The sequence below is a fragment of the Flaviflagellibacter deserti genome (assembly GCF_042652085.1).
Lineage (GTDB): Bacteria > Pseudomonadota > Alphaproteobacteria > Rhizobiales > Methylopilaceae > Flaviflagellibacter > Flaviflagellibacter deserti.
In genome coordinates this window covers 351,557-365,453 of sequence record NZ_JBHSJF010000006.1, presented here as the reverse complement: position 1 = coordinate 365,453, position 13,897 = coordinate 351,557, and the positions used below count along the sequence as shown (strand labels likewise).

Sequence of the window (13,897 nt, the reverse complement as noted above, 5' to 3'; positions counted from 1 at the left end):
AGTCGCAATCATCGGAACTGGGGTAATTTTGCAACAGACCTAAAACGCGAATGCCGCCCTGCGCTCAAATCCCGGTAGCAGCGGCGCCGCCGCGTCGAACATCGGAAAGCCGCCGAACTCGTTGCCCGACCGGCGGAAAACCGTGCCTTGCCCGGTGCGCCCGCGTCCGTTGACGACGACAAGGCGGCCGTTGTCCTTGAGCTGGCCGGCAAATGCGTCCGGCAGAACTTCGATCGAGCCTTCGATGAGAATCGCGTCGAAAGGTGCGGACTGTGCATAACCGGCCACAAGAGGACCGGTGACCACGGTGACATTGCCCGCACCGACCGCCGCGAGATTCGCTTTTGCCTGGTCGGCGAGCGCCTCGTCGTCCTCAAGCGCGGTGACCGAGGCCGAGAGCCTGGACAGGATCGCCGAGCCGTAACCGGTGGTGCAGCCGACGTGAAGAACGCTTTCGGTTTCGCGGATGTCCGCTGCGACAAGCAGCTTGCCGAGAACCATCGGCGTCGGCAGCGAACGAGCCGCGGCGACGGGTATCTCGCATTCCGAATAGGCCATGGTTGCCCAAGCCTCGGGCACGAATCGCTCGCGCGGCAAGGTCGCCATCGCGTTCACAATGCCCGGACTCGTGATCTCGTTGGTGCGAAGCTGACCTTCCACCATGAAATGACGCGCCTGCGCGAAATCGAACATGCCTCGCTCCTGCCCCTTGTCCACGGCCCGTCAGGCTATGTGCGACGAAGACGGGACGAAGGCAAGCACACTCGGCATGCTCTGTCTCGACACCATGTCGCGGCCATGACAAAGCCGAAACGGATGGTTGAACCCGCGGCGGCTGGCTGATATGGCCTCCACGTCCGCCGAACTGGCCGGACCTGAGGCCACGTGGCGGAGTGGTTACGCAGAGGACTGCAAATCCTTGCACCCCGGTTCGATTCCGGGCGTGGCCTCCAGTTTCCTTAGGATGACCCTGTCAGCTGCGTGCACGCGCTCTTGCCGTGCCGACCGGGCGCCAAAGACCTCTGTTCGACGCCTGCTCAATCATTATGCATCGAGGCGGCCGGCGCGCTCGCATCGAACCTTAACCCGATTACTCATGCCCCTGTCGCACCGTCGATTCTCTGCAGTTAACCCAAGTTGACTGAAATCGAAGCAGCAATGCTTCCGGCCGGAAAGCGCCTTTTGACGGCCAAATTGCTTCCATGAAGGCGTCTCAATTCAAGTCCCTATTCGTTAACAGGAAGCCTAAAAGACGGTCTCACAGCTTCCTTATTTCTGAATTTCCTCCCAGTACTATCAAACAGTTCTTCAGTACTGTTGATAAACCTTGGTAACCTCAGTTTTGCGTAGAGGGGTATGATCATGGCTTTACAACCAGGCACCGCGCCTAGTGCAAATTTCGATCTTTCCGACTGGAAGATCACCCTGCCTGTCGATTCTAAGGGTTCGATCTCCGGCACCGCCGTCGAGGTGACGAACCTTAGCGGGTATCAAAACTCAAAGTATTTCTACACCGGCACCGACGGAGCGATGGTCTTCAGCGCCTCGGTCGACGGCGCCACCACCAGCGGCTCGAAATATGCCCGCTCCGAGCTTCGCGAGATGGACGACGGCGAGCGCGCCGCCTGGAATCTCAAGACCGGCGGCTTCATGTCGGCCACGCTCGAAGTCGACAAGGCCCCGATCAAATCGGACGGCACGACGGGCCGCCTCGTCGTCGGACAGATCCACGGCCATGACGAGGAGCTCGTCCGTCTCTACTGGGATAACGGGACGGTCTACTTCGTCAACGACCAGGCCGGTTCGGGCAATAAGGAGACGACGTTCAAACTCGCCGACAGCTCCGGCAAGAACCCCAATGTCTCGCTGAACGAGAAGTTCTCCTATTCGATCGATGCGCACGACGACGTGCTCGACGTTCGCGTCTATGCCGATGGGCAGGAGTACAAATCGGTCACCAAGATCAACGACGTCTGGGACAGCGACGCCTTCTACTTCAAAGCAGGCGCGTATCTGGGGGTGAATGAGGATACTGGCTCCGGCAGCGGCCAGACCTCGTTCTATTCGCTGGGCTTCAACCACGACGGAACGACCACCGTCCCCATGACCCCTCCGCCCACGGAGACCGCCCCCGAAACTCCGCCTTCCACTCCGTCCGCACCGAAGCCGCCTACTTCGACACCGTCGACTCCTGACACGACCAAGACCTTCGACGGCACCAGCAAGGCCGACACGATCAGCGGCAAGGATTCAAACGATCTGATTCGCGGCGCCGGAGGAGACGACAAGCTCTACGGCAAGCAGGGTAACGACGTCCTGACCGGCGGCGCGGGCAAGGACTACTTCACCTTCGACACCAAGGCGAACAGCAAGACGAACGTCGACATGATCACGGACTTCAACGTGAAGGACGACACGATCAGGATGAACGATACGGCGTTCGGAAAGCTGAAAAGCGGAAACCTGTCGTCGTCACAGTTCGTCTACGGCAGCGAGGCGGTCGATAAGAACGACTATGTCATCTACAACGAGAAGACCGGTGCCCTCTTCTACGATGAAGACGGCTCGGGCTCCAAAGCCGCGGTTCAGTTCGCGACGGTTCAGAACCACGCGCATCTGACGGCGTCGGACTTCCTGATCATCTGAAAGAAGATCCGGGGGCGTGCGGCGCAACATGCTGCCCGCCCCCTAGACTACGACGATGCCCTCTCCTGCTTGCGCATGCTGCTGGCCCGCGTTCCGACGCGCTTGGGCAGACCGACGCCGGCGCGCGCGAAACGCCCTCCGTTCGTCTTCTGATCCGACAGCAACATGGTCAGCGCCCGCCTCACCACTTCAGATCGCGACGGTTTGGGTTCCGGCTGCTGATCGATCCAGACATCGATCGCCACGCTCATTTCGGGGGACAGTTTTGCGCCGATCATTGCTGATGCGGCCGCAGACAAATCCCATCCTGCCAGAGTCTTGTTGAAGTCGTTCATGGTCGTCCCTCGAATTGGCCGAACTTCAGCTAATGGATAACATCACCTCAAACCTCATTTTCATGTATATTGCCCGCTCCGGCTCGCTTATATCAGTAGGAAATAGAGGAACGAAGCCACCAGCAGCACTCCCCCCATCAAACCGATACTCAGTTGAATCATGGTCAACATGGGTCACCTGTCGGTTTGCGCGGCCAGTGTTCAGGCTCGCGCATAGATGTCTTCCAGCCTGACGATGTCGTCTTCACCAAGATACGAGCCTGACTGGACCTCGATCAGCTTCAGCGGAACCAGACCCGGATTTTCCAGCCGGTGGACGCAGCCGAGCGGAAGGAAGACCGACTGGTTCTCGTACACGAGGAATTTCTCGTCATCCCTGGTCACTTGCGCGGTGCCGTGGACGACGACCCAGTGCTCGGCACGATGATGATGCTTCTGAAGCGAGAGCTTGCCACCCGGATTGACGGTGATCTGCTTGACCTGGAAGCGATCGCCCGAATGGACCGACTGGTAGAAGCCCCAGGGGCGGTGCACGAGCACCGTCTGGGTGGCCGCCGACTTCCCCTTCGCTTTCAGATGCTCGACGATCTGCTTGATGTCCTGGTCGCGGCTTTTCGGTACGACTAGGACCACGTCGGACGTCGCGACGACGACGAGATCGTCGACGCCAAGGGTCGCCACGAGCGGACCTTCGCTGCGGACGTAGCAGTTGCGGGAGTCCTGCAGGAAAACGTCGCCATGCCCGACATTGCCGGCCGCATCTTTCTCGCCGATATCCCAAAGCGCTGAATAGGACCCGACGTCGGTCCAAGGCATCGATGTCGGTACGACCGCGCAATTGGCGCTCTTCTCGAATACCGCGTAATCGATCGAAATCGACGGAGAGGCGCTGAAGGCATCGCCGTCGAGACGAAGGAAATCCATATCGCGGCTGGAATTGGCAACCGCGGCGCGCGCGGCGGCGAGAACGGCCGGCGCATGGATCTGCAGTTCGTCGAGGAAACGCCGGGCGGGCAGCAGGAAGATGCCGCTGTTCCAGAGGAAGTCTCCGGACTCCAGATAGCGTTCAGCGGTTGGCTGGTCGGGCTTCTCGACAAACTGGCGTACCGAATAGGTGCTCGGCGCACTTTCGAGGACGTCGCCCTTCTGGATATAGCCATAGCCCGTCGCCGCGTTGGCGGGCTGGATTCCGAACAGAACGAGGGAGCCGTTGCGCGCAGCCGGCTCACCAGCCGCGACGGCGGCTAGGAAGGCCTCGGCATCCGAGATGACGTGATCGGCCGGCATCAGAAGAATGAGGGCATCGGGATCGTCGGCTTCGGCGAGCAATGCCGCCACCGCAGCGGCGGGCGCGGTATTGCGTCCGAAGGGTTCCAGCACGATGCGCGGCGTCGGTCGTGCGAAGGTCCGCAGCTGTTCGGCGATGACGAAGCGGTGATCGGCGTTCGCGACCACGATCAAACTGCCGAATTGAGCGCGATCGAGCGTTCTGAGCGCCGCCTGCTGCAGCAGGGTCTCATGGTCTACGAGCGGCAGGAACTGCTTCGGATATGCCTCCCGCGACAACGGCCACAGCCGGGTCCCGGTGCCGCCGGACAACAGGACGGGAATAATCTTGGAGGTCTCTCTGCTCATGTCTCGCGCTCCCGCAACTTCAGTTACACGCCGCCCTCTTTAACGATTGCCGAGACGGTTACCTTCCGTCGCAGCGAACGCCGCTTTTTCCGCGCATACATCCGTTTGTCCGCTCGGCTCAGGACGTCGGCTGGGCTGTCGCCGTCTTCGAACCCGGCCACGCCGAACGAGAGACTGAAACACGGGCCCGCCCGCCGGCTCGCCGTCGGAATGTCCTTGATCGCCGACAGAAGGTTGGCGAGACGACGCGAGGCGCGGTGAGCGTCGAGGTGCCAGAGGAGAACAACGAACTCGTCGCCGCCCGTCCTGGCCACGATGTCCGATGCGCGCAGGCTGGCCCTCAGAAGCCGCGCCACGCGCACGAGCACCTCGTCTCCGACTGCATGGCCGAAGCGATCGTTGATCGCCTTGAAGTCGTCGATATCGATGACGGCGATCGATACCTCGGTGCCGTAGCGCACGTGCTGATCCAGGGCCAAAGCGAGAGAGCGATCGAACCCGCGCCGGTTCAATACTTCGGTCAGCGGGTCGATGACCGCCATTGCCTCGAGTTCGGCGATCCGCCGTTCCTGCTCGCGGATCTTGTCGAGAAGGACATCGACCTGTGCCGCCTGGCCGGTCGACGCCGCGTCCTGCCTCCCGGCTGGCAAAAGCTTGCCGATGCCGCCAAGACCTTTGAGCGAAAGCTGGGTTGGGCGCGATCTCCAGGCGCCGGAAGTATCGGTCGCCATCAGTTGCACCCGCTCGTTGGATCCACGCCGGACCTCGAAATCCCCGCCTCGTTATTGCCGATCTTGTTGCCGCAAACGGCGCCCTGCGGTTCGCGCACGTCCTTCACGGCGAAGCCGACCGTGTTCATGAACACGTTGCCGACCACCACGTTGTTGACGCCCTGATTTTCCTCGTCGCCGCCGAGACGGATGCCGGCGCCGGCGATTTCTCCGGACAGACGATTGTTTTCGAAACGGTTGCTGTCGCCGCGCGCCGAAAATCCGGCACTGTCCGGGTCACGATTGCCGCTGCAATTATTTCCAATGACCAGATTGCCGTAGGAGGATTCCTTGATGTCCACGCATTCGGCCGGCGTGTGGATCGTGTTGCCCCGGACGATGTTTGCCGTGCTGCGGTCAGGCTCGCTGGTCGGCTTTCCGATCGGGCTGTTTGCCGGAACCTTCACCTCGGGATTTCGCTGCAGCTGTTCGGGCGCCGTGCCGATATAGATGCCCTCCCCGTTTTTCTTCTTGTTGGCCGGGTTGAAGCCGCGATTGCCGCAATTGCTGATCGTGTTGTTCTCGACGAGATTGTTGCGAGCAAAGTATTTGACCCGAACGCACTCGCCGCCTGCGTCCACGAACTCGTTTCCCTTGATCTCGTTATAAGATCCTCCGAAGACGTACATAAGTATCGCCGCCTGGCTCATCTTCAGTCCGCTGACGTTGATGTAATTGTGATAAATACTGAACAGGCGCCCGTCATAGGTATTCTTGGCGACGAGCTGCGCACCGGGCTGACCCTGGATGGTGATCGGCTTTCCGGGCAGACCGGACCTTACCGTCCTGATTTCTTCCCGATAGGTGCCGGGCCGCACCTCTATCACATCTCCCGGCTGGGCCGCCTGCAGTGCGTCCTGCACCTTGTTGAAGAGCCCAGCCGAAGCGTCCTGTCTTCCCTTAGCGTCGACGATGAGTTGCGCCGCGTGGGCATATCCCAGCATCGCGACCATGATCGCTGCGGCATGGAGAGACAGCCGAACCGTCTGCCAGATCATCTTTGCGGGCTCCTTCAATTGGCACCCGCGACTGCGCGGATCTGATACACATTCGGCCGATCTCGCAGCAGGACGTACCAGCGTCCGCTGACGATCCTGACGCGCAGCGAGGACGGGCCGAATCTCATCTCGGCGATGCGCCGGATTTCGACCGGTCCCCTGCCGTCCATGTAGGTAGGCGGACAGGGCTGACCGTTGTCGGCGCCGAACGTGTAGCGGACGCCGGCGCTCGTCTCGTTGATCAGCGGCTCGCTCCTCCCGCGTCCGGCGATGAGCATGCACGGGCCCATCCGGCTCGGAATCCATTGGAAGGCGGTTTGGTCCAGCGACGTCGATTGCGCGGCGGCAGGCGTGGCCGATAGCGTCATCAAGGCGAAGGGGACGGCTAGGTGAAGAATCGACATGGCATCACCTCGTTGGCTGGGGAGCGGAACCGGCATCTGTCCGGATGAGGGCCGAGACGGCGCTTCCGTTCTTGGTTGCACGCTTGAGAAGATCGGCTGCCGCGCGGACGTCCCCCGGCGCCTCGCGATTCAGCAGATAGATCATGGCGAGACGCTGTTGGGCGTCTGCGTCGTTGGCTGCGGCGGCGTTCTTGAGAACGCCGACGGCGGCGTCGGACGAGCCGCTGCCCTGCGCCGGCAGGCCGAGCACGGAGGCATAGGCCAGCATGGCCGGTACGTTCTTGGCATCCGAGGCCGCTTTCAGCGCCGCCAGAGCACTGGCATTGAGGTCGGGAGCCGTCGGATCGCCGGCCAGTTGCGCCAGTACGCGCGGCGCGCCCTTGTCGCCCTGCAGCGCGGCCGACTTGAGATATCCAATGGCCCGCGTCGTTGCCGACGGCTCTGCCGACACGAGGAGTTCACGTGCGCTCCGCAGCAATGCGGCGGGCAGTTCGGCGCGGGTGGCGGTAGCCAGGAACGCTGCTTCGCGGTTCGTTCCCTCCAATCGTCCCATCTGAGCGCCGAAGGCTCGGTCGGCCTCCATCGCGAACGAAGGATAGGTTTTCGAGCCGAATGCGCTCCATTGGGCAATCGTCGCGGTGTCGGGATTCGGGCGGTCCGCGAGCCGCACAACGATCTCGGCGGTCGCCTGCGCGGCCGCGCCGGGATCCTTCATCGCTGCCAGTTGCTTCTTGGCCCGCTCGATGTCAGCGGATTTCCCGAGTCCGGTCGCGTAAGCGATCGCCAGGCGCTGCAGTCCCCGCTTGTTCTTGTTCGCGGCCGCTTGTTCGAACCAGCCGAGCGCCTTGCCCTGATCGGCGGGAACACCTACTCCCCGTTCATACAGCACACCAAGGGCAACCATCGGGCCGGCCGACTTCTTCCGGGCCTCGTTCTCGAACATCGCGATATACGCCTTGGGCTTCGCCAAGGCCAATTCCGGCCGGGCGGCGACTTCGGAAGCCAGGAGACGGACCGCCGGGCGGTATTTGGCGAGCGCGGAACTCTCGATCAGCCCCCAGGCGACCTCGTCGTCGCGGCCTTCGCAATAAATGCGCTCCAGGCCTTTGACATAGGTACCGATGGCCGCGCGGTCTTTGGTACCGACGGAGGCGAGAGTGGCCTTGCGCCCGGTGCCCGGACGCAAACGAGCTGGAATGCAGGCCACAACCTGAACCGGGCTCGTGACCGACGGGATAACCTTCTTCTTCGCCCGCTTGGCGGACTTCACAGTCTTGGTACCTCTGGCTGTTCTGACCTTCTTCCGTGTCGGCACGGCCAAGGTGGGAGCCAGGCTGGGCGCCTGGATCTTGACCAGCATGCCCGGCGATGGCGGTGCCCCCGTCCGCACGAATGCCGATGCCGTTTCGCCCACGAACAGGAATGAAGCGGCGGTGAAGCCGAGTGCAGCGATGCGCAATGGCGTCATGGCTGTGTACTCCTCGCGGAAACGGATTTGGCGGCGGCGAGCCACCGGTCGGCTGCGGCAATGTCCTTGTCGGCACCGAGACCGACACGAAGCGCCGAAGAAAGCTCCCGCATCGCCTTCACGTCGCCGTTCTCCGCCGCGCGCTTGAGCCATTTCGTGCTCTCGCTGAGGGACATCGGCACGCCCAATCCCGCGCTGTAGACGCTGGCAAGATCGCGCATGGCGGCCGTATTGCCGGCATCGGCCGCACGGCGCAGGAGATCGCGGCTGCGATCGGTGTCCATCGCCACGCCCTGCCCGCGCTCATAGATCAAGGCCAGCTGACGCATGGCGTCGGCACGGCCGTCATCTACGGCGCGCTGCAAGAGACCGATCGCGGCTGTGAAAGGCTTCGATCCAGCTGCCTCGCCATTCGTCAGCGTTCGGATCAACTCGACAGGCGCGCTCCTGCGACCGCGATCATAGGCCTGGCCATACCAGGCGACGGCGTCTTCCAGGACCGGTTCGCCGCCCGTTCCTGTCAGCATCCGGCCGAGTTCCAGCGCTGCTGAAGGGTGACCCGCCTCGTGAGCGGCCGCGAGGCGCGTCTTCGCATCCGCGGCCTGTCCGTAAATCCCGTCCCGGGCAGCGAGCCCGAGCGCGAATTCAGCCTCGGGATCACCGGCGCCTATGGCTTCGGCGCGGGCGAAAAGCTCGCGCGCCGCCTCGACGTCGAACGCTTTGGTTTTGTTGTCGGCAAGGACGCGTGCGACCCCGACCGAGTCGGCAGCCTTGCACACAGCACCATCGTTCAACGCTGCCAGCAACGCCTGCGCATCCTCCCGGCTGTTGGCGAGCGCGACGAGTTGGACCCGAGCCTTGCCCTCGCCGGCATCCGCGGCCCGCATCAGCACGTCCATCCGGTCGATGCCGGCTGGGAGCTCTTCCATCGTGCCGAGCGCGAGCATCGCCTCCGGCTGGCCCTGCTCCGCCGCGTACCGCAGCAAATTGACGGCCTCTTGCACCGCGCCGCTCTTGAGCAGGACGCGGCCCAGCTTCGTCGCGGCAACCGGTTCGCCGAGATCCGCAAGTGCTTTCAGATTCGCCAGCGCCTTATCGCGATCCGGCCCGGCATCCGATTGGCTCAATTGCAGCGCCGCGAGATATGCAGCCGCCTTCGGCTGCCCCGCGCCTGGCCGCAATGCGGCCTCCTCCCAACGCATCGCGGCTTCCGTATCCGGCACGCTGCGATGGCCGCGAAGAAGCGTCGCGATGTCGACCATCGCCAGGCGATCGCCTATGTTCGCGGCAAGCGTCAGATATCGAATTCGTTCGGGCTCAGTCGGAACCAGACGCGGCTCGTTACCCAGCATGCGAGCGCTGATCGGATCGCGAGGCGCCGCTGCGTCGAGCAATTCGCGCGCCTTGATGCGATCCATCGGCACGCCGAGGCCGCAAAGATGCAGCGATGCGAGGCTGCGCTGCGCTTCGACGACCTGCAGGCTCGCCTGGCGGCGGAGTTCGTCAAGCGCGTCTTCCTGTCCTCTGCCGGCAAAGATCTGGAGCGAACCCGGATGCCCGAGTTCGGCCGCTTTCGCGACCAGCCGATCGGCTTCCGCGGGGTCTGCCGGTCCGCCGAGACCGATCCTCACCATGACGGCCAGATCGGCGACGAGATCGGGATTGGGATCGGGAAGATCCGCGGCTTGCTGAAGCAAAAGGCGCTTGCGATCGAGATGAGGCGTGCCTCCGAACGCACCCGACAGAATGCTTGCGCCCAGACTGATGGCCTGAGGATCGCCGGCCCCCATCCTCGGGCCAAGGACGCTGAGCGCGGTCTCGTAATCATTCGGGCCACCGCGCCGAAGCAGAATCTCGACCTTGAGCTTCGCGACCCTGATCGAAGCGGGAACCGCATCGAGTGCTTCGAGGATACGAGCCAGGTCGCCCGCGCCGCGGTTTTCGGCAAGGAACATCTCGCCAAGGGAAACGATGGCGTCGGGATCGCGCACTCTCACACCCGCCTCAAGCCACCGGCGCGCGAGCGCGGGGTTGTAAAGCGGCGAGTTTTGGTCGCTCAGCGCTTGTGAAATTCGCCGCAGGGTCGCGCAATCGCCGAGCGCCAACTCGTTGGCGAACATCGCGAAGCCGGCCGTCGCAAGGCGTTCGGAAATGCCGGGCGCCGGCGGCTTCACCTCGCCCTCGCCATAGAGACGCACCAACTGGAACGCGGCGGTCGCACTGCCACCGAGGAAGGCGCGGCGATAGAGGGCGGCCGCAGTCTCGGTGGATTTCTCGACGGCTTCGCCACGCTCATAGAGCCGTGCCAGTTCCAGGAGCGCGTTGGTTTCGCCGGAGCGCGCCGAGCTTCGCAGAAGCGCAACCGCGCGCTCCTGGTCCAAAAGGCCCGCTTCCGGATCGAGCAGCAGCTTGGCCAGAACGATTTCGGCTTCGGCAGCGACCGAGGAACGCCCGTCGACCAGATGGTCGAGCAGCCGCCGCGCCGTCGGCGCGTCGGTTCGCCCGTCCAGGCCACCGGAAATCAGGCGGCGGGCGGCGCTGAGCATCACACCGGAATCGACCGGCTCGCCCTGCCATTGAGACCAATCCCTCCGGTCCTGCATGGGCGGCCGGGATATCCTGCAGACCTTGCTGAAGTCGGATTCGGGACGAAGGATCGCCGAGAACGTCTCGCCGGTCGTGGCGGCAATAGCCGGAGTCGCAAACACACCGACGGTGGCGAACGCGAGGACGAGACGGCCGATAGCACTCATTCGTCAGCCTCCTCTTCGGGCTTGTTATTGACGATCACGCCAAGCGCGCGTTCCGAGGGCCGATGGCCGGCCTGTCCTGCCCGCTGGAGCCAGGCAAGCGCGTCATCCTTCGGAAGCGAGATCTTGGATTTGACGAACGGCGACAGGCCCAGGCGATACATCGCATCGAGGTTGCCGAGCTCGGCGGCCTTCTTGAGCCAGGTTTCCGCTTCCGCGGATGCACCGGAGAGGCGGGCATGCTCGTAGAGTTCGAGCATGGCTTCTGAATTCTGCGCCTTCGCGGATTCCTTCATCCAGCGGACGCCCTGTCCCTCGTCGCGGGCAGTACCGGCTCCCGCGAGATAGGCGCGTCCCAACAGCAGCATCGCATCGGGCGAACCCATGCGCGCGGCGCGCAGATATTGGGAAAAGGCATCTTCGTTACGCACGCCGGCCGCGGCGTTCGATGCCAGGAACCGCGCATACTGGTTGATCGCGATAGCATCGGAACCGGCAGCGGCCCGCCTCATCCATTGCAGAGCGAGGTCATTGTCGATCGCGATGCCCGGCCCACCATTGGCATGGAGCAGTCCGAGCTTTGTCATCGCCGGAACGAATCCGTCGACCGCCGCCGCCGTGTAGAACTGGCGCGCGCGGCCGAGATCCTGCCCGGACCCTAGACCTTCTTCATAGACGCGACCGAGGAGGAAGGTCGCCTTGATGCGGAGCGGAGAGTCGGACCGGACAAGCGGCCGAAGCAGATCCGCCGCCTGCTTGCCTGCATCCTGCCCACCGGCATCGAGCAGCGACATGGCGAGCTGAACGCGCGCTCCGTCCCATCCACGTCGCCCCGCATCATCGAGCAATTGTCGTCCGAGGGCTTTCTTGTCGTCACCGCCGAGCCCCGAGATATAGGCCGTGCCAAGCCAGGCCTGGGCTTCGGCGCTGTCACGCCAGAGTCCGGCCAACGCGGCTTCGATCCGGGCCATCAGATCGGGTCGGTTGGCCTCGACCATGATCCGCGCGAAGGAAATCCTGTCCGCCGGCGTGAGATCCGAAGCCTTTTCGAGAACGGATAGCCACTTTTGCGTCGCGTCGCTCAGAGGCTTCCCGCGGTCCTTGACCAATTGGCTTTCGATGAGCGCGAGCGTCGCCACGCGGTCCTTGGCCTGCGCAGCGGTGGCAACAGTTTTGGCAAGTTTCGTGTCGTCAAGAAGATCGGAGGCGTGCAGAAGTTCGCCGAAGCCCTGCGGATCGCCTGCCCGGCCGAGTTTCCCGGCCAGGTCGGCGGCATCCCGCAGATCGTTCGGATCGTATGACTGCGACAGTATCTCGACGAGATCCAAAGCCGCATCCGTATTGCCGGCATCCATCGCCTGTTCGAGCCAGTACCGGCCGCGGAGCGGGTCACGGCCCGGCTCGCTGCCGGAACCGTAGAAGCGGCCAAGCGCAAGCATCGCATCCGAATTGCCGCGAGACGCAGCCTCCTCGTAAAGCGTCAATCCCTTTCCGCGAGCATCGGCATCGCCATACATCAAGGTCCTGGCCAGACCGAGCGCCAGGTCATCCGACATATCGCCGCCACGGGCGTCCACGGCGTTTTGCAGGACATCGACGGCCTTGCTCCACGACGGCTCGACCCCATCGCCGATCTGATAACGGCGCGACAGGAGAAGCGAGGCCGAGACGTGCCCCTTGGACGCGGCGCGCTCAAGCGCTTCGGCGGCTTCCGCCCGCTCGGCCTCCGTTGCCGCTTCGTTGCTTCCGAGAACGGCGCGGGCAAAACGATATTCCGCTTCCAGACCGCCTCTCGCCGATGCCGCACGATAGATGACGATGGAGAAACGGCCCGCGTTCGGCGCGCCGGATCGAGCGACTACGTCCCCTAATTTGAGCAGATCATTTCCGGCGATCTGGGGATCTGCGAGCACTCCGTCGAGTTCCCCCCGGACGTTCGCGGCGGGGTCTTCGATGCCACGGACCGTCACATCATAAAGGTGGGCTACCGGGTCGCCGAGCGCGAGCGCGCGGTCGAGCCAGTTGCGCCCAATATCCCGCCGAACGCTGACTGGCCCACCGAACATCCCGGCGATCGCCAATTGTCTTGCCGCTGGCATGGATCCAGCTTCGGCGGCGCGCTGTAGCCATTCGGCGGCGGCTTTCGGGTCGAAAAGCGAGCCCTTGGGGCGAGAATAAAGCCTAGCGAGACGAAGAGCAGCCGATGTGTCCCCCTTCTGATAGGCGGCCTCGAAGAGATCACGGGCCTGTTTGACGTCGGCAAAGCCGTACGAGGCATCGACAAGCACATCGCCGAGCTCGGACATCGCACTGCTCTTGCCCATCGCGATATCGCGCTCGAGCAGCTTCATGCCGGCCGCCGCGATTTCCCTGCCCTCCCTGGAGAGAGGACCCTTCAACGTTGCCAGGTCGAAATAGGCATCGGACTGGCCGGAGCGCATGGCCAGCCGCAGATCGCGCTCGATATCGGCAGCCGTGGCGCTACCGGAGCTTTTCGCCAACCGCGCCCGGATCAGGGCCGCCCGGCCGTCGCCGGCCGAAACGGCGAGGTCGAGAAGGCGTTTGGCCTCCACGGTATCCTGTGTGCCGCCCTCGCCCGCGATCATCATTTCCGCGAGGCGAGTAGCGATCCGTGCATGATCGGACCCCGGAACCCTGATCGCATCGGCAAGGATCGCCCGAGCCCTGACGAGATCGGGAAGACGAAGCGGATTGCCCGGAGCCAGGGCTTCGCCTGCGCGCAATTCCATCGCGCGGTCGAGCGCTGAAAGGTCGTCCGCCGTCGGTTGCTGGGCCACTGCCGCGGTGATCGACCCGACGGCAAGAGCACCGAGCATGAAACCCGTGCGAAGGGCGCGGAGGGAATTTATGCGAAGACCGGACGTCATGAC

Annotated in this window: 10 protein-coding genes and 1 tRNA gene; 2 read left to right on the top strand and 9 right to left on the bottom strand. The window is 63.5% G+C overall.

Annotated features, from left to right (window positions below):
• Nucleotides 1-39 precede the first annotated feature (39 nt).
• The gene (locus tag ACFPFW_RS08680; protein WP_114957586.1) at nt 40-693 is read right to left on the bottom strand and encodes a protein-L-isoaspartate O-methyltransferase family protein; all 654 of its coding nucleotides are present in this window, start codon (nt 691-693) and stop codon (nt 40-42) included.
• Nucleotides 694-879: 186 nt separating this feature from the next.
• On the opposite strand from ACFPFW_RS08680, the gene ACFPFW_RS08675 reads away from it, so the two are divergent.
• Together ACFPFW_RS08675 and ACFPFW_RS08670 are read left to right on the top strand one after the other, a co-directional pair.
• Nucleotides 880-953: transfer RNA gene (locus ACFPFW_RS08675), tRNA-Cys, on the top strand.
• Nucleotides 954-1,362: 409 nt separating this feature from the next.
• Nucleotides 1,363-2,646, top strand: coding sequence for a polysaccharide lyase family 7 protein (locus ACFPFW_RS08670; RefSeq protein WP_114957652.1), 1,284 nt, complete (start codon nt 1,363-1,365; stop codon nt 2,644-2,646).
• Between the two features lie 47 nt (nt 2,647-2,693).
• On the opposite strand, the gene ACFPFW_RS08665 is transcribed toward ACFPFW_RS08670, so the two are convergent.
• The 8 genes from ACFPFW_RS08665 to ACFPFW_RS08630 all read right to left on the bottom strand — a co-directional run bounded on the left by ACFPFW_RS08665 (nt 2,694) and on the right by ACFPFW_RS08630 (nt 13,894).
• Nucleotides 2,694-2,981: a hypothetical protein gene (locus ACFPFW_RS08665; protein ID WP_114957585.1), complete on the bottom strand. Its 288-nt coding sequence runs from the start codon at nt 2,979-2,981 to the stop codon at nt 2,694-2,696.
• 201 nt (nt 2,982-3,182) lie between these two features.
• Nucleotides 3,183-4,616, bottom strand: coding sequence for a mannose-1-phosphate guanylyltransferase/mannose-6-phosphate isomerase (locus ACFPFW_RS08660; RefSeq protein ID WP_114957584.1), 1,434 nt, complete (start codon nt 4,614-4,616; stop codon nt 3,183-3,185).
• A gap of 23 nt (nt 4,617-4,639) precedes the next feature.
• Nucleotides 4,640-5,347, bottom strand: coding sequence for a GGDEF domain-containing protein (locus tag ACFPFW_RS08655; RefSeq protein WP_114957583.1), 708 nt, complete (start codon nt 5,345-5,347; stop codon nt 4,640-4,642).
• Nucleotides 5,347-6,384 carry a right-handed parallel beta-helix repeat-containing protein gene (locus ACFPFW_RS08650; RefSeq protein ID WP_114957582.1) on the bottom strand — a complete coding sequence of 346 codons (1,038 nt, stop codon included), beginning with the start codon at nt 6,382-6,384 and terminating at the stop codon, nt 5,347-5,349. Before ACFPFW_RS08650 ends, ACFPFW_RS08655 begins: the two co-directional genes overlap by 1 nt.
• A 14-nt stretch (nt 6,385-6,398) precedes the next feature.
• Nucleotides 6,399-6,788: a hypothetical protein gene (locus ACFPFW_RS08645; RefSeq protein ID WP_114957581.1), complete on the bottom strand. Its 390-nt coding sequence runs from the start codon at nt 6,786-6,788 to the stop codon at nt 6,399-6,401.
• 4 nt (nt 6,789-6,792) lie between these two features.
• Nucleotides 6,793-8,256, bottom strand: coding sequence for a tetratricopeptide repeat protein (locus tag ACFPFW_RS08640; RefSeq protein WP_162799722.1), 1,464 nt, complete (start codon nt 8,254-8,256; stop codon nt 6,793-6,795).
• A complete protein-coding gene (locus ACFPFW_RS08635; protein WP_114957580.1) occupies nt 8,253-11,009 on the bottom strand; it encodes a tetratricopeptide repeat protein in 2,757 nt (918 codons plus the stop codon). The genes ACFPFW_RS08640 and ACFPFW_RS08635 overlap by 4 nt, the downstream gene beginning before the upstream one ends.
• Nucleotides 11,006-13,894: a tetratricopeptide repeat protein gene (locus tag ACFPFW_RS08630; RefSeq protein WP_114957579.1), complete on the bottom strand. Its 2,889-nt coding sequence runs from the start codon at nt 13,892-13,894 to the stop codon at nt 11,006-11,008. The genes ACFPFW_RS08635 and ACFPFW_RS08630 overlap by 4 nt, the downstream gene beginning before the upstream one ends.
• Nucleotides 13,895-13,897 lie beyond the last annotated feature (3 nt).